Here is a 22,049-nt window from a genome sequence, read left to right as displayed (position 1 = left end):
GCAGCGGAATTATGCCTTTGTAATCGGTGCAAATTTGGCCAGCAGACGCTTAATGCCAACTGGTTTTGGGAACGCAATATCCAGCTCTGTTCCCTCGCCGGATCCTTTCACACTAACAACAGTACCTGTTCCCCATTTTCCGTGCTGGGCTTTGTCGCCGACCTTCCAGGCAATATCGTCTCCTCCTGTGTTCGATGCAGATGGACGAATCACCGCTTTCCGCTGAGGCTGTACTCCTCTTGAAGCAGACGGAGAACCAAATGGTGATGATCCAAATGGAGACGGTTTTTTAGCAGGTTCAAGGCCGTCCAGCAAATCAGCAGGTATTTCTTTAATAAACCTGGATGGCGGATTCATATTCGTGCGTCCGAATAAAGTACGCATTTGAGCATTCGTAATGAAAAGCTCCTCTTCGGCCCTCGTGATTCCCACATAAGCAAGGCGCCGCTCCTCTTCCATTTCAGACTCTTCCATTAAAGAACGGCTGTGCGGGAATACACCTTCCTCAAGACCCAGTAAAAAGACAACAGGGAATTCAAGGCCCTTTGCTGAGTGAAGTGTCATAAGAACAACAGATTCGGCTTTTTCTCCATCATCATCCAATTTATCAATGTCAGCTACAAGAGCCAAATCAGTCAAAAATGCGATAAGCGTTTTGTCTTCGCTTGCTTCTTCAAAGTTTTTGGTAACGGACAGGAATTCATCAATGTTTTCCAGACGGCTCTGTGCTTCAATGGATTTCTCGGAAATCAGCATATCACGGTAGCCTGATTTCTCCAATAGCTCTTCCACAAGTTCTGTTACAGAAAGGTATTCCTGCATTTGTGTATAGTTTTTAACCAGGTCCCTGAATTCAATGGCCCCTTTTGTAATTTTCGGGCTCAAGCCAATCAGTTCAATGGATTCAAGTGCTTCAAACATACTCATTTCATGAAGCTGTGCAAAGTTGGCGATTTTATCAACCGAACCGGAGCCGATTCCTCGCTTTGGCACATTAATTACACGCTGAAGACTGATATCATCATCCGGATTGGCAATCAGGCGCAGATAAGCAAGGATGTCCTTGATTTCTTTGCGGTCGTAGAACTTGATGCCGCCGACAATGGAATATTCTATGTTCGACTTTAACAGCACTTCCTCCATTACACGGGATTGTGCATTGGTGCGGTATAAGATCGCGATATCCGAAGCGCTTCGCTGGCCGGTGCTGATGTATTCCTTGATTTTACCTGCAACAAACTGAGCTTCTCCCTGTTCGCTATCGGCACGATAGTAAAAAATCTTATTGCCTTCTGCGTTTTCGGTCCAGAGATTTTTCGGCTTTCTGTTCAGGTTCTTGCTGATGACTTCATTCGCAGCCAGCAGGATCCTTTTTGTTGAGCGGTAATTTTGTTCAAGCATGATGGTTTGCGCATTAGGATAATCCTTTTCAAAGGAAAGAATGTTGGCAATGTCCGCACCGCGCCATTTATAAATAGACTGGTCCGAGTCACCGACTACACAAAGATTCTTAAATCGGCTTGCCATTAGCTTTACAAGCATATACTGGGCTCTGTTTGTGTCCTGATATTCATCCACATGAATATATTGGAATTTTCTCTGATAATATTCCAGCACTTCCGGAACCCGCTGGAACAGCTGAATCGTGATCATAATAAGATCATCGAAATCGAGCGCCTGATTGCGTCTCAATCTCTTTTGGTATTCTGTATATACATCACTGGCAACCTGCTGAATATAATCTCCAGCTGTTTTCGCATACTCTTCAGGAGTGATCAATTCATTTTTTGCCGAGCTGATTGAACCCAAAATTGCACGTGGGTCAAATTTCTTGGGATCCAGATTTTTATCCTTTAGGATCGATTTAATAACTGATTGCTGGTCCGTTGCATCCAGAATCGTAAAATTGCGGTTATAGCCAATCCGGTCAATATCTCTTCTTAAGATCCGCACACACATCGAGTGGAACGTAGAAATCCAGATATCATCTGCTGCTCCGCCCATCATGTTATGGATACGGTCACGCATTTCACGGGCAGCTTTGTTTGTAAAAGTGATTGCCAGAATATTGTAGGGGTTTACACCCTTTTCTACCATTAAGTAAGCAATTCTGTGCGTAAGAACTCTTGTCTTTCCGCTTCCCGCTCCTGCCATTATAAGAAGTGGTCCGTCAGTTGCTTTTACCGCATTTTGCTGCTGCGGGTTTAGTCCGTTCAATAATTTATCTGTTAAAAATTGCATTCCTTCTCTTCACCACCATAGAAACGTATGTTCTTATATTCTATCTTATCTTGTTTTCTAGCCATCAGCAACCTGAATTAAGCACGAGCAGCTTCGACTGTGGCCAATGCAGCCTGCAGATCATCATAAATAACATTTCCGACCACAATGACGTCCGCATGCTCAGCCATTTCTTTTGCCTGATCTGCACTCAGGATGCCGCCTCCGTAAAATAATACGGTATCTTCAAGCGTATTTTTCACCTCTGCAACCACTTCTGGATCTCCGTACTTTCCGCTGTATTCGAGATAGAAGATTGGCAGGCGGAACATTTTCTCGGCCATCATTGCATATGCCCTAACCTCATCAAGAGATAGATCTGTGCGTGAATTGGTGACTTGCGCGGCTTTACATTCTTCATTCAAAATGCAATAGCCCTGAACAAGGATTTCTTCCCAATTCATAATATCCCCATATTCCTTTACAGCTTCCTGATGAAGGCCTGTAACCCACTTTACATCCCGGCTGTTAAGGACTGTCGGGATAAAATACAGGTCAAAGCCCGGTGTAACTGAGTCAATGGACGAAACCTCCAGCACACAGGGAACCGTGTATCTGCGGATGCGGGCCATTAAATCCAGCACTTTCTCCAATGTGACCCCGTCTGTTCCGCCCACAATAATCGCATCGGTCCCTGACTCGCAAATTTTCTCCAGGTCTTCATCTGATATATTTTTATCCGGATCGAGCTTGAATACATGGCTCCATTCGCGAACATCATACATGCAAAATTGCCTCCATTCTATCATTCCATTTCATCATTATATCATTTAAGATTGGGAATAAAAAATAAAAGCTGAAGCGCCTTTTGAAGGGATGAACGTCAACTAAAAGCCGCCACGTCCTGTGGCGAACGTTGACGCCAGCACGTCCTGTGCAAGTCAGACAAACGCTGGCCGACTAAAAACGCCACGTCCTGTGGCAACGTCGGCACTAGTACATACTGTACGTCGAAAGGCCAGTGAATGAAGTCGTTTTTTGACTTAATCCACTGACCTGAAAGGGTGTTGTATTGGGTGGAAAAAATTAATAGAAGACAAAGAAAAAACCGCGGGATGCAGCCCCATCGGTTTAAGCAAAACGAATATTTACGCCTTTTCAGCTTCTTCTTCTTTGATTCTTTCCAATGCCATTTCATAGGCATCATTTCCATAGTTGAGGCAGCGTTTCACACGTGAAATGGTTGCCGTGCTGGCACCCGTATCTGTTTCGATTTTATGATACGTTTTTCCTTCACGAAGCATGCGTGCCACTTCCAGGCGCTGTGCCAGGGATTGTATTTCATTCACTGTACATAAGTCGTCAAAGAATCGGTAGCACTCTTCCAGGTCATTTAAAGATAAAACAGACTTAAATAACTGATCCAGTTCTTTGCCTCTTAGCTTATCAATTTGCATATATTTGCATACCCCTTTGTTTAAATAGTATTTTCAATCATTATTGTTTAGCTTCAAAGGAAACCGTTTGCTCCAGGCCCGGGTTTGATGGAACGATGTTGATCCATGTTTTCCCCGGAACCAGGCCAGCCTGCTGGCCATTCAAGACAGGAAGGATTCGCCCGTCAATATTTTCCCACTGCAACTCTGTCACTTTTCCTTTTTGAAGGAGATATCCTTTTCCTCCAGTAGTTAAGTTAATATCACGGCGGCCTGCGCTGTCAACCACTTGATGGTCTGCTTCTGCAATGAAAATGTTATCGAGTAATACAGGTTCCCCGGATTTGTAGTCAGCTGTAAGCTCGCCATTGGAATATCTTTTGTATTTCTCAAGTTCTGCATCATATTCATAGATGACATTGAATAATTCATTGTCCAGGTAGGAGATCATGGCAGAGTCTGCTTTCTCTCCCTGAATTGCCTTTACCTCTTCCTTCGAAAGGAATTCAAGAGATTTCGGCTCATCCTCCATCGCATAATTTTTTTCTTTTGCCCCTTTCAGCACATTGTCAAAAGAAATATAGGAATTATGCGGAGCCTGTCTGAAGCTTTCCCTTTTAAACAATGTACCGTCATACTGCATTCCGTTCAGGTTATCAACATACCCCTGATCCAGCAATTCTTTGGCCTCCGGACTGTAGCCGTGAGCAATGTAGAGGCTGTCATAGCCTTTGGCCAGCTCAATATAATAATCCCTGGAACTTCTGACAGGCCCTATCATTTCGGGCCGCTCACTTTGAAAAATAGCAAGAAAACGAGTCACGTCCCCTTCTGCCAGCATTTCATAGACGACATCAGCCTGGTTAAGCCCTGATTGCGGACGGGCTTTCGGATGATTATTGATCATCACCGCTACAGCTCTTCCATTTACTTCGGTTTCCGATCCGGAGCCTGTGAGCGGATATTGAAATGGAAGTTCTTTTTCAGAGCTGACACCTTTTGTGGCTTCTTCCGCTTTTTCCGTCTCCTGCTTTGCCGGCTCCTCTGCTTTTTCTTTACTGCATCCAGAAACGAGAAGCATTGCCGCTGCTGATACAGCTATCCATCTTTTTAACATTTTCCACCCCGTGTGATTTTTGCTTTTGATGCGGATTCTATGTTAGCTCCCTTGAGCAGTTTTAATCTCTATCTATTATACCTCTTTCATATTTTAACGCATTATCGTTGGAAAGAGTACCGTTTTATTCATGACATCATACATTCCCTGCTGGGTAATCCTGATATAAGGCAGATGGGTTGAAGAGAAAAAGAGCAGCGTGTACATTGGATCTTCATGTCTGTATCCCTGATCACGCAAATAATGCACAAGCTGTTTCTCTTCCTGCATTAATTCCTCCACATTTTTATGGGACATTACACCTTTTAAGCGGAGCTCCATCTGTTGGACAATCCTTCCCCCCTCAGATATGACAATGCCTCCGCCAATTTCTTTCAGCCGGTTAAAAGCATTCAGCATTTCCTGTTTGCTTTTGCCGATTAAGATGATGTCACCGGTATTGGAAAATGAACTTGCCATTCCATCCAGGCTTTGCGAGAAGCCTTTAAGAATGGTATTTATTCGCCATTTTCCATTCCGGTCAACAAGCATGAAGAAACATTCATCATGATCTTTCTCCAGCTCTTCGGATGATACGTCAATCGTGATGGAGTATGGCTTGGTAATAACAGCATTCTCGAGCTTTATCCCGAAAGGCATGGAGAATTGCATATCATCTGCCGTCAGCTCCCAATCAATCTCCAGCGGTTCAAAGCCGTAATCTTCCCATGCTACAGGCTTATAGGCATGCTGGTTTTCACCATCTCTCTTCACCCATTCCCCTTTGGCAATAACGGATATAGGAGTTGGTTCGTTTTCATCTGAGAGGAAATTGATATTGGCAACCCTTCCTGTCGCAATGGAGCCATGTAAATAATCGATTCCATAATGACGGGCCGCATTAATGGTTGCCATATTATACGCATCAATTACCGGCACTCCTTTATCTATGGCAATGCGGATCATATGGTCAATAATTCCATGCTCATAAAAGGAAGAAAAGGAACCGTCTGTTGTGAAGACCATCCGATCATATTGATCAATGCCCATTTCATGCATTTCCTCCAATAAAACTGGCAGATCCGGACGTATGGAAGAATATCTGAGAGATACAGTATATCCCTGTAAAAGGCGATTATAGACATCTTTTCCTGTCATTGACTCATGGTCACAATCAGCACCAAGCAGCATAAGCTTTGCCAGCGTTTTTTCGGATGCACCCGGAAAATGGCCTTCAATCTTTTTCCTCATCCGCTTTGTTTCCTGAATCCAATGAAGCATCATATCATCGCCATCCAATAGCTTCGGCCAGCCTGTCAGCTCACCTCCCTGAAGCACCGCATCATGTTCCAGCCACGATTTAACGTTTCCATGGGAAAAAACAGATTCTTCGTGCTGGATCTCTGTTTGAGCATCAAATCGGCACCACCAATAGGTTGTTGCAGGCATGTTTCTCATTTCCTTCAAAAAAGAAAACGCTTTCTTTTTATCCTGCTGTAAAGCAAGCACCATATTGTCATTAATCAGAGTTGTTGTCCCAAACTGCGATGCATAGCTCGCCAGGGAATGGGGATTATATAATTGAAATGGATGGGCATGCGGCTCAATATATCCGGGTACGAGCGTAAGTCCTGTACAATCAATGACCTCACACTGATCTGTTTTTTCCGGCAGCTTTTCGCCCACATAAACAATACGGTCGCCATAAATCCATATATTTCCTGTTATCCATTTGCGAAGCGCCTGATTCAGATAACGCGCGTTCTTAAGTAATATCGTCGGTGAAAGTTTCCCGTCCAATACGGAAACATGTTCACGCAAGTGCCTGTTTTTCCAACGGTAACGCTGTTCCAGCACTATACTCCCTCCCTTGTTGATATCTATATCTATATATAAAGACTCTGTTTTTAGTATGAATACAATGAGTTAAATGGCTTTATATCAATAAAGAAAGCCCTTTCATTTTCTCTTGTTTTACTATAGTAACATATTTCACTGTTTAACGCATTAAAGAATCAGTAAAAGATTGTAAAAATTTCGTGAAAGTGGTGGGACCTATGCATGTAAAATCAAATATCGGCATTGTAAATGCCTTAATACGCATAACAGTCGGATTAACCGTACTGGCCTGGAGCACTTCAAAGCTTGTAAAGAGACCTTGGCGGGACTCATATCTGGTGATGGCTATGCTTGGAGGCATGAAAGTGGCTGAGGGGATTGTCCGCTTTTGCCCATTGACAGCTCTTTTTGAAAGAGGCCAGGACATGGTTCAGGAAAAGAGAGACAATCACAGTAATAATGATGAGGCTGTTGAGGAGATTCTGCCTTATAACCCGTCTTAAGAAAAGCGGAAGCGCCTTGCCCACCCCCGACAAGCACAAGACGATCCTCCCGGAAAGGCGTCCTTTGCCTTTTTGGGAGGAGTGGCTTGTGACCTCGAGGGGGTAGGCGCTCGAGCTAGACAGTTCTCGAAGTGCAAAGATATAAATTCAATGTTATAAAAAATACAGCCCCCTATTTGGGGGCTGTACTATAGAAAGGAGCTGACAATATGTTCTGGGAATACGTAATGGATATGACATTTGTGCTGACAGCTATAATCGGAAGCATTGTAGCACTTCTGTTTGTGTATATCCGGAAGACTAAGAAAGGACGTGCGCGATAGCTTTATCGCCAATATCTTTGCGGTAGAAGACACCTTCGCACTGAAGGTTTTCCAGTTCGGAATATACTTTTTGCTGCGCTTCTTTCAGTGTAGACGCTCTGGCGCCTGCCAGCAGCACGCGGCCTCCATTTGTCACATACTCACCTGAGCTGTTTCGATCAGTGCCGGCATGGAAGACAAGAACATCTTTAAGCGAATGCAGTCCATGCAGAACAGCTCCTTTTTCGTATGCCTCAGGGTAGCCTTTTGAAGCAGCAACCACTCCGACAATTGCTTCCTCACTCCACTCGATTTCAGGCTGCTCCCCATTTAGGACTGCCAGCATTACCTCCGCCAGATCCGAATTCATCCGCGGTAAAATCACCTGTGTTTCAGGATCTCCAAAGCGGGCATTAAATTCGATTACCTTCGGGTCTGCTGCTGTTTTAATCAGACCTGCATATAAAATTCCGGTAAAACTTCGGCCTTCCTGAACCATTGCTTTCGCTGCCGGCTTCAAAACTTGTTCAACAGCCTTTGCAATTGTTTCATCACCAATATGCGGTACGGGTGAATAAGCACCCATTCCGCCTGTATTCGGGCCCTGATCTCCATCAAAAGCACGCTTGTGATCCTGGGCAATTTCCAGCGGAACGACCGTTTCTCCGTTCACAAAGGCCATTAAAGAGAATTCTTCCCCTTCAAGGAATTCTTCAATTACAACTGTAGAAGAAGCCTGGCCAAACTTTTCATTTAATAATAGCTCCTCAATCCCGGACAATGCTTCCTGCATAGTCATGGCCACTATTACGCCTTTTCCGGCTGCTAGCCCATCTGCTTTCAGAACAATGGGAGCGCCCTTTGCTTCTATATAGGCTTTCGCTTCTTCATAGTTGCTGAATACTCCATATTCGGCAGTAGGGATAGCATATTTCTTCATAAGCTCTTTGGCAAAAGACTTACTGCCTTCAATTTCAGCTGCAGCTTTTTTTGGTCCAAATGCCTTTAACCCGGCTTTTTCAAATCGGTCTGCCAGCCCCTCTAGCAGCGGCACTTCCGGACCGATTACAGTCAAGTCAATTTCATTTTCCTGAGCAAATTGCACAAGCTTTTCCTGATCGTTTTCCTGGATGGCAGCCAGCTGTGCTGAATCTTCCATTCCCGGATTTCCCGGAGCCGCAAAAACCTGTTCAACTGAAGGGCTTTGATTCATCTTCCAGCAAATTGCATGTTCACGTCCGCCTCTTCCAATAACCAATACCTTCATTACGCCCACCTCCGTAAAATGTCGGCTTCCACTTTTCGTATTATTTTAGCTCAGCGCCTTCCTGATCGAGGCGCTTCCGCTTTTCGTTTAATGTTTAAAATGCCGTACGCCTGTAAAGACCATGGCAATTCCGTACTCGTCGGCCTTTTTGATGGAGTCTTCATCACGGATGGAGCCCCCCGGCTGAATGATGGCTGTAATGCCTGCTTTGGCTGCGACTTCAACGGTATCGTTCATTGGGAAAAAGGCATCCGATGCCATTACAGCTCCGTTCGCTTTTTCTCCTGCCTGTTCAAGCGCAATTTCGGCAGAGCCTACGCGGTTCATCTGCCCGGCACCAACTCCAAGTGTCATGTTTGAATCATTGACGACTATCGCATTGGATTTCACATGCTTGACGACTTTCCAGCCCAGCTTCAGTGCTTTCCACTCTTCTTCTGTCGGCTCCCTCTTTGTTGCTACTTTTACTTCGGCATCTTTAAGAGTGAATAGATCATACTCCTGCGTCAGTAAGCCACCTTCAATAGCGGACAATCTCATCTCCGCTTTCTTTTTGCCTTCAAAAGGAATGGTTAGCAGGCGCAGATTCTTTTTCCCTTTTAAAATTTCAAGCGCTTCCTCTGAGAAGGATGGCGCAATAATGATCTCAAGGAAGATCTCATAAAGCTTTTTAGCTGTTTCTGCATCCACTTCCCTGTTTAGGGCAATGATTCCGCCGAAAATGGAAACAGGGTCAGCTGCGAAAGCTTTTGAAAAAGCATCAAAAACATTTTCTCCGGTTCCCACTCCACAAGGATTCATATGCTTAACAGCAACTGCTGCAGGCTCTGAGAATTCTTTTACAATTTGGAGAGCTGCATCTGCATCGTTGATATTGTTGTAAGACAACTCCTTGCCGTGAAGCTGTTCAGCGTTCGCAATCGAAAATTCAGAACCAAGCGGTTTACGGTAAAAAGCAGCCTTTTGATGCGGATTCTCCCCATATCTCAAGGTTTGCTTTAGTTCATACGTAACCGTTAATTTTTCAGGCGTTTCTTCATTTGCCAAATCTGTCATATATTCAGCGATCATCGCATCATAGGCAGCTGTGTGGCGGAATACCTTTGCAGCAAGTCTGCGGCGGATTTCCTTTTGAACCTCTCCGGTTTCTTTCAGCTGTGAAAGAACTGTTTCATAATCGACTGGATCCACCACAACCGTTACATATTCATGATTCTTGGCGGAAGCACGCAGCATGGCCGGGCCGCCGATATCAATATTCTCTATCGCATCCTCCACTGTCACATCCGGTTTAGCGATGGTTTGCTGGAACGGATACAAATTCACGCACACAACCTGGATAGGCTGGATCCCATGTTCCTCAAGCTGCTGTTTATGGCCTGTTTCGCCATGCTTAGCCAGCAGCCCGCCATGAATCATTGGATTTAATGTTTTTACACGCCCTTCCAAAATTTCCGGAAAGCCTGTCACATCACTTACGCCGATAACAGGGACTCCACTCTCTTCAAGTGCTTTTTTTGTACCGCCAGTTGAGATAATTTCAAAACCCAGTTCACTTAACTGCTGAGCAAATTCTGTTATGCCATTTTTGTCGGAAACACTGATTAATGCACGTTTCTTCATGTTCGCTCCCCCTGACTCTGTTGAGTGATATACTTTAACTCTCTACCATTTTAGCATAGAAAAGATTTTGCAAAACCTGCGGATATAGTTTATGCTCGACTTCATGTATCTTCTTTTGAAGGCTTTCCAGCGATTCACCCGCATTTATTTCAACTGGCGCCTGAGCAATAATCGGCCCAGTATCCATCCCTTCATCGACAAAATGAACCGTCACACCGCTTACCTTCACATTGGCAGATAACGCCTGGCCAATTGCATCCTTACCTGGAAAAGCGGGAAGAAGAGAAGGATGGATATTAATAATCCTGCCTTCAAACTGTTTCAAAAGCGTCGGGCCAATCAGCCTCATATAACCTGCGAGAATAATATACTCGGCACCGCTCTCCTGCAGCCTTTGCAAAATCGCTCTTTCATACTCTGCTTTGCCAGCATAGTCTTTAGCTGAAAAAACAAACTGCGGAACTTGTTCGTTTTGTGCACGCTGGATGCTATATGCACCTGGCCGATCACAGACAAACAAGACGATCTCAGCCTGCAAATCACCTTTGTTTACAGCATCGGCAATGGCCTGAAAGTTCGTTCCGCTTCCGGAAGCAAACACTGCGATTTTTTTCATGACTTCCTCCAAGTTACAGAATTTCAATTCCTTCCTGATCCGTTACTGTCCCCATCAGATAGGCTGTTTCACCAATTTCATTAAAATAGGCGATCAGTTCATCAGCATTATCTTTGTCCGCTGCAATCACCATGCCTGTTCCCATATTAAAAATGTTGTACATTTCCTTGCGCTCAAGTCCACCGATCTTCTCCATCACCGTAAATACCGGCGGCACTTCCCAATTGCTTTCAGTAAGCTGGGCGCCAAGACCTTCAGGCAGCATGCGCGGGATATTTTCAATAAATCCGCCGCCTGTAATATGTGCCATGCCTTTCAGCTTGAATTGCTTCATAGCTGATAAAAGCGGCTTTACATAAATTTTTGTAGGTCGAAGCAGTTCTTCCCCCAAAGTGCAGCCTAATTCTTCTACATGATCTGTTAAGGACAAATTCGCTTTCTCGAAAAACAGCTTTCGGACAAGTGAGTAGCCATTGCTGTGGATTCCGCTGGATGCAAGACCGATCAGCACATCTCCTGCCTTGATGTCCGCACCATTAATCAGATTGGATTTTTCACAGGCACCGACCGCAAATCCGGCAAGATCATATTCTTCTTCACTGTACATGCCAGGCATTTCGGCTGTTTCACCGCCTACGAGTGCACATCCAGCCTGTTCGCATCCATCCGCAATACCTTTAACAATCGCCTCAATCCGTTCTGGCGCCGCTTTTCCGCAGGCGATATAATCCAAGAAATAAAGAGGTTCTGCTCCCTGTACAACGATATCATTTACACACATGGCGACGGCATCAATCCCAATCGTGTCATGCTTATCCATCATAAAAGCGAGCATCAGCTTCGTGCCGACACCATCTGTACCCGAAACTAAAACCGGTTCCTTCAGGTTCAGTTCTGAAAGATCGAACATGCCGCCAAATCCGCCTAAACCGCCAAGCACACCAGGACGCATCGTCTTCTGTACGTGTTTTTTCATGCGGGAAACTGCTTCATAGCCAGCTTCAATATCTACTCCGGCCTGTTTATATGCATTTGCCATTCCTTTTCACCTCTTGGTTGGAAAAATAAAGGCCGATTTTGTATTTTATCGGCCAACATTGTGCTTTTACCGGTCAAAAATGATGATTTACCGGCCAATTCTTTATATTTACCGGCCAAAAAGAGCAAAATACCGGCCAAGTTTCATATTTATACTTTTTCATAAGGATGCAAAGTGCTCGGATAAATCTCCGTCGGATACTGTCCTGTAAAGCATGCCAGGCATTGTCCGTCTTTTCGTCCAATTGCTTTGACCATTCCCTCTGTACTTAAGAAGGTAAGGGTATCTGCACCAATGATTTCTCTAATTTCCTCAACAGAATGATTGCCGGCGATCAATTCTTCCTTTGTCGATGTATCGATCCCATAGAAGCATGGATTCTTAATCGGCGGTGAGCTGATCAGCACATGCACCTCAGTCGCACCAGCTTCCTTCAGCATGGTAACGATCCGTCTGCTTGTTGTTCCGCGGACGATCGAGTCATCCACCATGATGACTCTCTTTCCTTCTACCACTCCGCGTACCGGAGACAGCTTCATTTTCACACCCTGCTCACGCAGCGACTGGGATGGCTGGATAAATGTGCGCCCCACATAGCGGTTTTTAATCAGACCCATCTCGTATGGAATGCCAGACGCTTCAGCATATCCAATCGCAACTGAAATACTGGAATCCGGCACACCAGTAACAACATCACCTTCAATCGGCACTTCAAGAGCCAGCTGCTTCCCAAGATTTTTCCGGGCAGTATGCACATTGATCCCGTTGATATTGCTGTCCGGACGGGAGAAATAAACATATTCCATTGTGCACATGGCAATATTAGAGGCCATGGCAAACATTTCGGATCGGAATCCATTATCATCAATAATCAGCAGCTCTCCCGGCAGAATGTCGCGGATAAACTCTGCCCCGACCACATCAAAAGCACAGGTTTCAGATGCAACCGCATAAGCATCGCCAATCTTGCCAAGTGAGAGCGGCCTCATGCCGTTCGGGTCAAGCGCAACCATCAGTTCTGTCTCGGTCATAATCAGAAAAGCATAAGCTCCTTTAATCATGGATAACGCATTTTTGACACGGTCCTTTAGGGATGAAAACCCTGCACGCTTAATCAAGTGAGCCAGCACCTCTGTGTCCGAGCTCGTTTGAAAAATGCTGCCCTGCCCTTCAAGCTGATGCTTCAATGCAGTCGCATTCACCAGGTTTCCGTTATGGCAAAGAGCAAGACTGCCGCTTTGTGAGTTGAACAAGAGAGGCTGGACATTTTCATATCCGCCTCCTCCGGCAGTCGCATAGCGTACATGTCCGATTGCTGCTTTTCCTTCCAGTTCCTTCATGGCATCTGCTGTGAAAATTTCCGTTACAAGCCCCTCACCTTTAATGCCTTTCAGCTTTTTGCCATCGGTAACAACCATTCCTGTGCCTTCCTGGCCGCGGTGCTGCAGACTATGAAGTCCGTAATACGTGATCTGGGAAGCATCCTGATGCCCCCAGACTCCAAAAACACCGCACTCTTCATTCAGTCCTCTTATTTCAGCAAGCATGGGATAGCTCCTTTCCAGGCCTGCTTTAGAACGTCAACTTGTTCGGCAAGCAATAGGCCCTCTTCATTGGAGATATAAAGTATAGGTGCTTCTGTTACTTCACCGATTAGTTTCGCATCTACTAAACTTTCAAACGCTTCCTGGTTTTCTTTTTTTACAGATAGCAAGAAACGGGATTGTGATTCACTGAATAGAGCTGAAGTCGCATTTCCTGTTACCTTGATATCCGCTCCCAGACCTTTTGAACCGATCAGGCTTTCCGCAGCTGCTACTGCTAAACCGCCTTCTGCCACATCATGGGCAGATGCTACAAGTCCCGAACGAATGGCTTTTAAAATTTGTTCCTGCGCCTTTTCTTCTTTTTCGAGATCAAGCTCAGGCGCTTTTCCGAAAATCTTGCCATATGTTAACTTCTGCAGCTCACTGCCGCCGAACTCATCCTTTGTTTCGCCAACCAGATAAATAAGATCACCAGATGCTTTAAAGGATTGTGTTGTCACATGATCAATGTCATCTACAAGCCCGACCATTCCAATGACAGGCGTTGGGTAAATAGCTGTTCCGTTTGTTTCGTTATATAAAGAGACGTTTCCGCCGATAACTGGCGTATTTAATGTGCGGCATGCTTCACTGATTCCGTCTGCCGCTTTTTCGATCTGCCAGAAGATTTCAGGCTTCTCCGGATTTCCGAAGTTCAGATTATCTGTGATTGCCAAAGGCTGACCGCCGGAGCAAATGATATTTCTTGCTGCTTCAGCCACAGCAATTTTTCCGCCTGTTTCAGGATCAAGATACATATAACGCGAATTACAGTCTGTCGTCATGGCCAATCCTTTGCGGGTGCCGCGGATGCGAATGACTGCAGCATCTGATCCAGGTGCCACTACTGTATTTGTGCGGACCATATAATCGTACTGGTCATAAACCCATTCCTTGCTGGCGATTGTCGGCTGCTGGAGGAGCTTTACCAATGTTTCTTTATAATCTTCAACCCTAGGAATTTCATTTTCCCTTGACTGGAATTCACGGTAATATTCCGGCTCGCTTGATGGCTTATGATAAACTGGTGCATCCTCTGCTAGCGCATCCACCGGCAGCTCAGCTACCACTTCTCCCTGATGCGTCAGGCGGAGCATTTTATCATCTGTTACCTTTCCAACAGAAACTGCTTCCAGGCCATATTTGGAAAATAAATCAACGATCTCCTGCTCGCGTCCTTTTTTCACGACAATCAGCATTCTCTCCTGAGACTCGGAAAGCATCATCTCATATGCAGTCATGCCTGTTTCCCTTTGAGGAACAAAGTCAAGATTCATTTCAATTCCGGATCCCGCCTTGCTGGCCATTTCAGCAGAAGAGCTTGTAAGTCCCGCAGCTCCCATATCCTGAATGCCTACAAGTGCGTCAGACTGGACCAGTTCAAGACATGCTTCAAGCAGAAGCTTTTCCATGAATGGATCGCCAACCTGTACAGCCGGGCGTTTTGATTCTGATTGGTCTGTTAATTCTTCTGATGCAAAAGTAGCACCATGGATACCGTCACGGCCGGTTTTTGCACCAACATACATGACTGTGTTGCCTACTCCATGGGCCTGGCCTTTTTTAATATCCTTATGGTCGATTAGGCCGACACACATCGCGTTTACAAGCGGATTTCCTTCATAGGAAGAATCAAACTGCACTTCTCCCCCAACTGTTGGAATGCCGATGCAGTTTCCGTAACCTGCAATGCCTGCGACTACTTCTTTAAAAAGGTACCGTACACGAGGAGAATCCAATTCTCCAAAGCGTAAAGAGTTGAGGAGCGCGACCGGTCTTGCGCCCATTGAAAATACATCGCGGATAATCCCGCCGACACCTGTTGCTGCCCCCTGGTAAGGCTCGATTGCAGACGGATGGTTATGGCTTTCGATTTTAAAAACAACTGCTTGCCCATCGCCGATATCAACAATTCCAGCTCCTTCCCCTGGCCCCTGAAGTACTTTCTCTCCTGTTGTCGGGAACTTGCTTAACACGGGCTTTGAGTTTTTGTAGCTGCAATGCTCTGACCACATAACCGAAAACAAACCGATTTCTGTGTAATTTGGCAAACGCCCGATAATCTTTTCAATCATCGCAAATTCGTCATCAGACAATCCCATCTCTTTGTATACCTTTTGTGCCTTTAACTGTTCCGGACTTGGCTCAAGCATTAACGACATGTGCTTCCCTCCATTGTTTTACGATTGATTGAAAAAGTTTCAGGCCATCTGCTCCCCCTAAAAGCTCATCAACTGCTCTTTCAGGGTGCGGCATCATGCCGAGTACATTTCCCTTTTCATTGACAATGCCTGCGATGTTTTCCAGGCTGCCATTAGGGTTTGTTTCGTTATAAGTAAAGACAATCTGATTATTTGCCTTCAAAGCCTCTAAAGTTGCTTCGTCACAATAATAGTTACCTTCGCCATGGGCGATTGGGATATTGATTACCTCGCCATTTTCGTATGAGGATGAAAACATCGTTTCATTGTTTTCAACCTTCAACTCAACCGTGCGGCAGATGAATTTCAGGCTGTCATTTCTTCTCATCGCCCCTGGCAAAAGACCCGCTTCCAATAAAATTTGGAATCCGTTGCAGACGCCCAGAATTGGCTTTCCTGCTTCAGCCGCTTTCACAACTTCTTTCATGACGTTACTGAAGCGTGCGACAGCACCCGAACGAAGATAATCTCCGTAAGAGAAACCGCCGGGAAGAAGAATTCCGTCATATTCGTCTAAGCTTTCCGCGTCATGCCAGACATATTCGGCTTCCGCTCCGAGCTCATCCTTTACAGCATGGTACATATCGATGTCACAATTGGATCCTGGAAATACGATCACAGCAAACTTCACTGAGCAACAGCCTCCTCAATTTCAAAGCGGTAATCTTCAATCACTACATTAGCTAATAAGCGCTCACACATTTCCTTCACAGCTTCTTCAACAGGACGGTCGCTTTTTTCCACTGTCAGTTCCATGTATTTTCCAATGCGCACATCAGACACTTCGCTGTAATTCATGGAATGCAGAGAATTTTTTACAACTGTTCCTTGAGGATCTAGAACACTTTCTCTTAATGTGACGAAAACTTTTACTTTGTACATACTGTTTGGCCTCCCAGTCGCGCTAAAATATTTTCATATGCATCTGTTAAATTTCCAAGGTCCCTGCGGAAAACATCTTTATCCAGTTTTTCATTTGTTTCAATATCCCAAAGCCTGCAGGTATCTGGCGAAATCTCATCAGCCAGCAAAATTTTGCCAGATTCATCTTTACCAAACTCCAGCTTGAAATCTACTAGTTTAATGCCCAGGTCTTTGAAAAAGTCTTTTAAAACGGCATTAACTTGTAGTGCTTTTTCTTGTAAAAGGGTAACTTCCTGCTTATCAGCCAGTTGAAGAACTTCAATATGATCTTCTGTCAGCAGCGGATCACCAAGCTCATCATCTTTGTAGTAGAACTCAACAATCGGTCTTGATAATTCTTTCCCTTCTTCAACTCCCAATCTCTTAGAAAAGCTCCCCGCCGCAACATTACGGACCACTGTTTCAAGCGGAATGATATCCACTTTTTTCACAAGCTGTTCTGTCTCCGAAAGCTTTTTAATAAAATGAGAATCAATCCCCAGCTCCTGAAGCTTTGAAAATAGCAAACTGGTAATCTCATTATTCAGCCGGCCCTTGCCGCTGATGCTCGCTTTTTTCTCCCCATTAAAGGCTGTTGCAGAATCTTTATATTCAATCCAGACAATATTTTCATCGTTTGTCTGATATACCTTTTTGGCTTTGCCTTCGTATAACAATGCTCCTTTTTCCATTGCGGAGAGCCTCCCTTATTTAGATATCGGACTTAATTTAAGAAGATTGGGAATTTTCCCGTTAATAAAGAGGTAAAGACTGCTCTTTACCTCTTTATTTTTTTATAAACCCAGACGGTCAAAAATGGTATCCACATGCTTGATGTGGTAGTTATAGTCAAAGCAGTCATCTATTTCTGCTTCGGATAGCTTTGATGTAATGGTCTCGTCCTGCTCGATCAGGCTGCGGAACTGTACCTGCTTTTCCCATGCCTCCATGGCCCGCGGCTGAACAGTGTCATATGCCTCTTCACGAGTCATACCCTTGTCAATCAAGGCAAGAAGAACACGCTGAGAGTAAATCAGCCCCAGTGTACGGTCCATATTGCGTTTCATGTTTTCAGGGAAAACGGTTAAGTTCTTAACAATATTCCCAAAACGATTCAGCATATAGTTCAGCGCAATCGTTGCATCAGGCAGGATGATTCTTTCAGCTGATGAGTGAGAAATATCGCGCTCATGCCATAATGCTACATTTTCATACGCAGTCATCATATAGCCGCGGATCACTCTTGCCATACCCGTCATATTTTCTGAACCAATTGGATTGCGTTTATGCGGCATTGCTGAAGATCCCTTTTGGCCTTTGGCGAAAAACTCTTCCACTTCTCGCGTTTCGCTTTTTTGCAGGCCGCGGATCTCCGTCGCAAATTTTTCAATTGAAGTGGCCACAAGCGCAAGCGCACCCATATAATGTGCATGACGGTCACGCTGAAGTGTTTGTGTAGAAATTGGCGCTGGCTGGATGCCCAGCTTTTCACACACATATTTTTCAACGAACGGATCGATGTTTGCATATGTTCCGACGGCACCAGAGATTTTACCGAATTCCACACCAGCGGCTGCTTCTTTAAAGCGGTCAAGATTACGTTTCATTTCTTCATACCATAGTGCAAGCTTCAAACCGAATGTAGTCGGTTCTGCATGAACACCATGCGTACGGCCCATCATCACTGTATGCTTATGTTCCTGTGCTTTGTTTTTCAGGATTTCCACAAAGCGTTCAATATCTTTTAGAAGAATATCATTCGCCTGCTTGATTAAGTAGGAAAGCGCCGTATCAACCACATCTGTGGAAGTAAGCCCGTAATGAACCCATTTGCGCTCCTCGCCAAGAGATTCAGATACCGCGCGAGTAAAAGCGACAACATCATGTCGTGTTTCCTCTTCGATTTCTTTAATGCGGTCAATATTAAAAGAAGCATTCTCACGGATTTTCTGAACATCTTCTTTCGGAATATCTCCTAATTCCGCCCAAGCTTCACAAGCAAGAATTTCCACCTCAAGCCAAGCCTGAAAGCGGTTCTCTTCTGTCCAGATAGCTCCCATTTCCGGTCTCGTATAACGTTCAATCATGTTTTATCCTCCGATCTTTTCCTTCACAGGGGTCCAAATGCCGCTTTTTTCTGCTTCTTCAATTGCCTCTTCGGCTGAGTTCCGCAAAAGCGTGACATGGCCCATCTTGCGTTTATATTTGGCATCCTTTTTTCCGTACAAGTGTATCTTCCAGTCATCCAATTCAGGAATTTTCTTAATTAAAGGCTCCTGGTGCTCTCCTAGTATGTTTACCATAACAGCCGGTTTTAATAGCTCCGTACTGCCAAGCGGCCAATTGCAAACCGCACGGATGTGCTGTTCAAACTGGGAGGTTTCGCAAGCTTCAATGGAATAATGGCCTGAGTTATGCGGACGAGGCGCAAGCTCGTTAATGTAAATCTGTCCGTCTTTTGTCAGAAACATTTCGACTGCCAGTGTACCTACAAGGCTTAAAGCTTCTGCCAGCCGGTTTGCTGCCTTTACTGCCCGTTCCTCAGCATCAGCTGTGATCATGGCCGGCACAATGGTCTGGTGCAGAATGTTTTCTTTATGGACATTTTCCCCGACTGGGAATACCGCTTTTTCACCCGAAATATTCCGGCAGATAATAACCGATATTTCCTTTTCGAAAGCGATCCATTTTTCAAGAACACACACGCCATTATCAAGAAGCTCTGCAGCTTTCTTAATATCCTGCCCGCTCTTTATCACAACTTGCCCTTTTCCGTCATATCCGCCTCTGGATGTCTTTAAGACTGCTGGATAGCCAAGCTTTTCTATATTATCATAAATGTCTTTTTCAGTAGTAATGACCGCATATGGCGCTACCACGCAGCCAGCTTTTTGGATGGCTGCTTTTTCTTTTGTCCGGTCCTGGGTAATCTCCAGCACCTCGCTCCCCTGCGGGACATGCGCATTTGCACATAGCCACTCAAGAGCTTCCGCACTGATATTTTCAAACTCATATGTCACCACGTCACTGACGTCAGCTAACTTTTTTATAGAATCTAAATGACCGTATTCGCCAATGATTTTAATATCGGCAACCTGGCCGCAAGGAGAATCTTCTGCCGGATCCAAAACGGCAATCCTGAAGCCATTTGCCTTAGCTGCCAGGGCCATCATTCTGCCAAGCTGCCCCCCGCCAATAATTCCAATTGTTTGTCCTGGTAAAATGGTTGTATTAGACAAGTTCATCACTGCTTTCCAGTACTTCCTGTTTTGTTTTATCTCTTTTTGACTGAAGACGTTCTGCAATGGCTGCATCAAAAGCGCCAAGTATTTGTGCTGCCAGCAATCCGGCGTTAACGGCTCCTGCTTTTCCAATCGCAACGGTTGCAACCGGAACGCCTCCTGGCATCTGAACAATGGACAGCAATGAATCCAGTCCGTTTAGAGCCTTTGATTGCACTGGTACTCCAATGACAGGAAGTGTTGTTTTCGCTGCTACCATTCCAGGCAGATGCGCCGCTCCGCCTGCACCCGCAATAATTACCTTGACTCCTTTGTCTCTTGCCTGCTCAGCATATTCAAACATAAGATCTGGAGTCCGATGGGCTGAAACAACCTTTTTTTCATAGGGGATTTCAAGCTCTTCCAGAATTCCGCAAGCGTGCTTCATTGTCTCCCAATCTGACTTGCTTCCCATTATGACTGCTGCTTGTGCGCTCATTCCTTCTCCTCCAAATCGTCCAATATAAAAAACCCGCACAGACCCTTCTCTTAATATGAGAGAAAGTAATCTGTCCGGGCTAAAAAGAACCGTAAGGAAGACACCTGCAAACGGCAGGAACCATTCCTTCTACATGCCGGGCATATCAGCTTTCCCTCATAGTCCAGCAATTTACGGTTGCCGGGTAGAAACTTATGGGCCCTATTCCCATTATTATACGAGGGGTTTATTCACGTTTTATTAACTACCACCATATTAACAACATACCTGATACTCTGTCAATTGAAAAATCGAACAATACTAAAAGTCAGACAATTAATGTTCGTGTTTTAATCTTCTACTAGTTTTGCTTCAAAAACAATCTGCCGGCCAGCCGGCTCATAATCGACCTTTCCGCCTGTCTTAACTTCTTTAAAAATAGGCTTCTCAGTCCTTCTAACAGGTATATATCCTGCCTTTTTAATTCTTTCCAGGCACTGGTCAATCGTTTCATTTTCCTGAACTTCGAATGACATTTTGTTCTTGCCTTTGCTCATTGAGATAACTTTCCTCTCTTAACAGATTTCACCCAGAAGCCGCCATGAATTGTTTTTGGCTCATAAGCGATGATGAAGGCCTTAGGATCCAGTTCTTTAATCGTCTGATAAAGCTTCAATTCATATTTTCTTGGTGTCAGGATCTGCAGGGCCATCCGATCGCCTTCAAGTCCATTGGCAGCCCAGTTTGTGACGCCATACCCTTTATCTCTTAAAGCTTTTGGCAGATCTCTGTCATATTCCTTTGTAATTACATTTACGGTAATATAGCCAAGAGCCAGCTTCTCTTCAATTTTCATGCCGACAATAACGCCGATTCCATAACCGACTGCATAAGCAATCAGATTTTGTATTTCATTCAGGTTATCCAGAACCAGCCCCAGTCCAATGACATAGATAACAACTTCGATGGTGCTTATAAAAGCTGCTAGGTAACGCTGTCCCTTAAGCGTCAGAATCATCCTGATGGTAAAAAATGATACATATACGATATTAATGATCAGAATAATAGCGACCATAATAAAACTGTTTTCCAGCAATGCAAGTCCTCCTTCATAGGGAATTAAGAGGCAAATGAGTGTCCTCTCCCCATTAAGTCACTATTGTACAAAAGAAATTGGTTTTTGATAACCTTTTTTCAAAAATTGATTCTTTGTGTATAGGTTATCCTTTTTCGTGTGGAATGAAACGGCTTATCTGTTTATGGATCTTATTGAGGCTATATGAAGGAAAGAGGTTCGTAACAGGTTTTCTAGCAGGTTTTGGAGATTATCTAGCATGTATGGACTTTTATCTAACAAGTTTTCATTTTTATCTAACATATCGTGAAGTTTATCTTACATTTGGGTAATTTGTCTTTGAAGAGAACAGATTTAACTTGTAAAACAGTCGGCGGAATAAGGAGTGGCGCATAAAAATTGAGCCTGACGTATATATGCCTAAAAGTAATGCAAATACGTATCAAAGTGAAGCATAACCAGAAAAAAGTGACGCATATCTGCATTTTTCAATAAAAGGAAGAGGCCAGTTGATTCAGATATCTATAATTACACACAAAAAAGAGCACCCATCAGGTGCTCTTTCAATTGCCCGGCAGCGTCCTACTCTCACAGGGGGACAGCCCCCAACTACCATCGGCGCTGAGAAGCTTAACTTCCGTGTT

At 44.6% G+C, this 22,049-nt stretch carries 21 protein-coding genes, 1 rRNA gene and 1 riboswitch; of the genes, 2 read left to right on the top strand and 20 right to left on the bottom strand.

Going from position 1 to position 22,049, the window contains the following annotated elements; translation table 11 throughout:
• Window positions 1–9 precede the first annotated feature (9 nt).
• The 5 genes from pcrA to AC3WTL_RS22330 form a co-directional block, all read right to left on the bottom strand.
• On the bottom strand, window positions 10–2,241 hold the full coding sequence (gene pcrA / locus AC3WTL_RS22350; protein ID WP_492370061.1) for a DNA helicase PcrA: 2,232 nt from the start codon (window positions 2,239–2,241) through the stop codon (window positions 10–12).
• Between the two features lie 77 nt (window positions 2,242–2,318).
• Window positions 2,319–3,005: a heptaprenylglyceryl phosphate synthase gene (pcrB, locus tag AC3WTL_RS22345; RefSeq protein ID WP_048010469.1), complete on the bottom strand. Its 687-nt coding sequence runs from the start codon at window positions 3,003–3,005 to the stop codon at window positions 2,319–2,321.
• A gap of 363 nt (window positions 3,006–3,368) precedes the next feature.
• Complete coding sequence (locus tag AC3WTL_RS22340) at window positions 3,369–3,677, bottom strand: YerC/YecD family TrpR-related protein (RefSeq protein ID WP_048010470.1); 309 nt, start codon at window positions 3,675–3,677, stop codon at window positions 3,369–3,371.
• A 40-nt stretch (window positions 3,678–3,717) separates the two neighbouring features.
• Window positions 3,718–4,773 carry a DUF3048 domain-containing protein gene (locus AC3WTL_RS22335; protein WP_222499791.1) on the bottom strand — a complete coding sequence of 352 codons (1,056 nt, stop codon included), beginning with the start codon at window positions 4,771–4,773 and terminating at the stop codon, window positions 3,718–3,720.
• 93 nt (window positions 4,774–4,866) lie between these two features.
• Entirely contained in the window at window positions 4,867–6,609 is a 1,743-nt protein-coding gene (locus AC3WTL_RS22330) for an adenine deaminase C-terminal domain-containing protein (protein WP_492370060.1), read from the bottom strand.
• A 200-nt stretch (window positions 6,610–6,809) separates the two neighbouring features.
• Between AC3WTL_RS22330 and AC3WTL_RS22325 the strand changes: the two genes are divergently transcribed.
• Together AC3WTL_RS22325 and AC3WTL_RS22320 are read left to right on the top strand one after the other, a co-directional pair.
• The gene (locus AC3WTL_RS22325; protein ID WP_197212445.1) at window positions 6,810–7,094 is read left to right on the top strand and encodes a YgaP family membrane protein; all 285 of its coding nucleotides are present in this window, start codon (window positions 6,810–6,812) and stop codon (window positions 7,092–7,094) included.
• Window positions 7,095–7,303: 209 nt separating this feature from the next.
• Window positions 7,304–7,417 carry an EYxxD motif small membrane protein gene (locus tag AC3WTL_RS22320; protein ID WP_323805933.1) on the top strand — a complete coding sequence of 38 codons (114 nt, stop codon included), beginning with the start codon at window positions 7,304–7,306 and terminating at the stop codon, window positions 7,415–7,417.
• On the opposite strand, the gene purD is transcribed toward AC3WTL_RS22320, so the two are convergent.
• From purD to rrf, 15 genes are all read right to left on the bottom strand, one after another.
• Window positions 7,395–8,663 carry a phosphoribosylamine--glycine ligase gene (gene purD, locus AC3WTL_RS22315; RefSeq protein WP_492370059.1) on the bottom strand — a complete coding sequence of 423 codons (1,269 nt, stop codon included), beginning with the start codon at window positions 8,661–8,663 and terminating at the stop codon, window positions 7,395–7,397. The genes AC3WTL_RS22320 and purD overlap by 23 nt on opposite strands.
• An 87-nt stretch (window positions 8,664–8,750) precedes the next feature.
• Window positions 8,751–10,286: a bifunctional phosphoribosylaminoimidazolecarboxamide formyltransferase/IMP cyclohydrolase gene (purH, locus tag AC3WTL_RS22310; RefSeq protein ID WP_048010475.1), complete on the bottom strand. Its 1,536-nt coding sequence runs from the start codon at window positions 10,284–10,286 to the stop codon at window positions 8,751–8,753.
• A gap of 34 nt (window positions 10,287–10,320) precedes the next feature.
• The gene (gene purN, locus AC3WTL_RS22305; protein WP_222499785.1) at window positions 10,321–10,902 is read right to left on the bottom strand and encodes a phosphoribosylglycinamide formyltransferase; all 582 of its coding nucleotides are present in this window, start codon (window positions 10,900–10,902) and stop codon (window positions 10,321–10,323) included.
• Between the two features lie 13 nt (window positions 10,903–10,915).
• Window positions 10,916–11,941: a phosphoribosylformylglycinamidine cyclo-ligase gene (purM, locus tag AC3WTL_RS22300; protein WP_222499783.1), complete on the bottom strand. Its 1,026-nt coding sequence runs from the start codon at window positions 11,939–11,941 to the stop codon at window positions 10,916–10,918.
• A gap of 149 nt (window positions 11,942–12,090) precedes the next feature.
• The gene (gene purF, locus AC3WTL_RS22295) at window positions 12,091–13,488 is read right to left on the bottom strand and encodes an amidophosphoribosyltransferase (RefSeq protein ID WP_222499781.1); all 1,398 of its coding nucleotides are present in this window, start codon (window positions 13,486–13,488) and stop codon (window positions 12,091–12,093) included.
• Entirely contained in the window at window positions 13,473–15,689 is a 2,217-nt protein-coding gene (gene purL / locus AC3WTL_RS22290) for a phosphoribosylformylglycinamidine synthase subunit PurL (RefSeq protein WP_492370058.1), read from the bottom strand. Before purL ends, purF begins: the two co-directional genes overlap by 16 nt.
• Window positions 15,673–16,359, bottom strand: a complete 687-nt coding sequence (gene purQ / locus AC3WTL_RS22285) for a phosphoribosylformylglycinamidine synthase subunit PurQ (RefSeq protein WP_197249210.1) — start codon at window positions 16,357–16,359, stop codon at window positions 15,673–15,675. The genes purL and purQ overlap by 17 nt, the downstream gene beginning before the upstream one ends.
• Entirely contained in the window at window positions 16,356–16,610 is a 255-nt protein-coding gene (gene purS, locus AC3WTL_RS22280; protein WP_009336741.1) for a phosphoribosylformylglycinamidine synthase subunit PurS, read from the bottom strand. The genes purQ and purS overlap by 4 nt, the downstream gene beginning before the upstream one ends.
• Window positions 16,598–17,323, bottom strand: a complete 726-nt coding sequence (gene purC / locus AC3WTL_RS22275; protein ID WP_048010481.1) for a phosphoribosylaminoimidazolesuccinocarboxamide synthase — start codon at window positions 17,321–17,323, stop codon at window positions 16,598–16,600. The genes purS and purC overlap by 13 nt, the downstream gene beginning before the upstream one ends.
• A gap of 102 nt (window positions 17,324–17,425) precedes the next feature.
• On the bottom strand, window positions 17,426–18,718 hold the full coding sequence (purB, locus tag AC3WTL_RS22270; RefSeq protein ID WP_048010482.1) for an adenylosuccinate lyase: 1,293 nt from the start codon (window positions 18,716–18,718) through the stop codon (window positions 17,426–17,428).
• Between the two features lie 3 nt (window positions 18,719–18,721).
• A complete protein-coding gene (gene purK, locus AC3WTL_RS22265) occupies window positions 18,722–19,876 on the bottom strand; it encodes a 5-(carboxyamino)imidazole ribonucleotide synthase (RefSeq protein WP_252220634.1) in 1,155 nt (384 codons plus the stop codon).
• Window positions 19,863–20,351 (bottom strand): 5-(carboxyamino)imidazole ribonucleotide mutase, encoded by a 489-nt coding sequence (purE, locus tag AC3WTL_RS22260; RefSeq protein WP_222499775.1) that lies wholly within the window; start codon window positions 20,349–20,351, stop codon window positions 19,863–19,865. Before purE ends, purK begins: the two co-directional genes overlap by 14 nt.
• Before the next feature lie 139 nt (window positions 20,352–20,490).
• Window positions 20,491–20,592, bottom strand: a riboswitch (purine riboswitch).
• A gap of 88 nt (window positions 20,593–20,680) precedes the next feature.
• On the bottom strand, window positions 20,681–20,887 hold the full coding sequence (locus tag AC3WTL_RS22255) for an NETI motif-containing protein (protein ID WP_061792197.1): 207 nt from the start codon (window positions 20,885–20,887) through the stop codon (window positions 20,681–20,683).
• Window positions 20,884–21,426: a DUF2179 domain-containing protein gene (locus AC3WTL_RS22250; protein ID WP_053433027.1), complete on the bottom strand. Its 543-nt coding sequence runs from the start codon at window positions 21,424–21,426 to the stop codon at window positions 20,884–20,886. Before AC3WTL_RS22250 ends, AC3WTL_RS22255 begins: the two co-directional genes overlap by 4 nt.
• A gap of 548 nt (window positions 21,427–21,974) precedes the next feature.
• Window positions 21,975–22,049 (bottom strand): 5S ribosomal RNA (rrf, locus tag AC3WTL_RS22245); the annotation flags it as partial.

The organism is Cytobacillus sp. EB106-05-05-XG126, from assembly GCF_058791715.1.
The sequence above is the reverse complement of the archived record's forward strand: the minus strand, read 5'-3'. Positions and strand labels throughout refer to the sequence as shown.

Coding starts and splice junctions, on each gene's coding strand:
- purE (WP_222499775.1), bottom strand. CDS start 20,351: ATGAGCGCACAAGCAGCAGTCATAATGGGAAGCAAGTCAGATTGGGAG.
- AC3WTL_RS22255 (WP_061792197.1), bottom strand. CDS start 20,887: ATGAGCAAAGGCAAGAACAAAATGTCATTCGAAGTTCAGGAAAATGAA.
- purF (WP_222499781.1), bottom strand. CDS start 13,488: ATGCTTGCTGAAATAAGAGGACTGAATGAAGAGTGCGGTGTTTTTGGA.
- AC3WTL_RS22335 (WP_222499791.1), bottom strand. CDS start 4,773: ATGTTAAAAAGATGGATAGCTGTATCAGCAGCGGCAATGCTTCTCGTT.
- AC3WTL_RS22325 (WP_197212445.1), top strand. CDS start 6,810: ATGCATGTAAAATCAAATATCGGCATTGTAAATGCCTTAATACGCATA.
- purB (WP_048010482.1), bottom strand. CDS start 18,718: ATGATTGAACGTTATACGAGACCGGAAATGGGAGCTATCTGGACAGAA.
- AC3WTL_RS22320 (WP_323805933.1), top strand. CDS start 7,304: ATGTTCTGGGAATACGTAATGGATATGACATTTGTGCTGACAGCTATA.
- purH (WP_048010475.1), bottom strand. CDS start 10,286: ATGAAGAAACGTGCATTAATCAGTGTTTCCGACAAAAATGGCATAACA.
- purL (WP_492370058.1), bottom strand. CDS start 15,689: ATGTCGTTAATGCTTGAGCCAAGTCCGGAACAGTTAAAGGCACAAAAG.
- purN (WP_222499785.1), bottom strand. CDS start 10,902: ATGAAAAAAATCGCAGTGTTTGCTTCCGGAAGCGGAACGAACTTTCAG.
- AC3WTL_RS22340 (WP_048010470.1), bottom strand. CDS start 3,677: ATGCAAATTGATAAGCTAAGAGGCAAAGAACTGGATCAGTTATTTAAG.
- purC (WP_048010481.1), bottom strand. CDS start 17,323: ATGGAAAAAGGAGCATTGTTATACGAAGGCAAAGCCAAAAAGGTATAT.
- purS (WP_009336741.1), bottom strand. CDS start 16,610: ATGTACAAAGTAAAAGTTTTCGTCACATTAAGAGAAAGTGTTCTAGAT.
- purM (WP_222499783.1), bottom strand. CDS start 11,941: ATGGCAAATGCATATAAACAGGCCGGAGTAGATATTGAAGCTGGCTAT.
- purD (WP_492370059.1), bottom strand. CDS start 8,663: ATGAAGGTATTGGTTATTGGAAGAGGCGGACGTGAACATGCAATTTGC.
- pcrA (WP_492370061.1), bottom strand. CDS start 2,241: ATGCAATTTTTAACAGATAAATTATTGAACGGACTAAACCCGCAGCAG.
- pcrB (WP_048010469.1), bottom strand. CDS start 3,005: ATGTATGATGTTCGCGAATGGAGCCATGTATTCAAGCTCGATCCGGAT.
- purK (WP_252220634.1), bottom strand. CDS start 19,876: ATGAACTTGTCTAATACAACCATTTTACCAGGACAAACAATTGGAATT.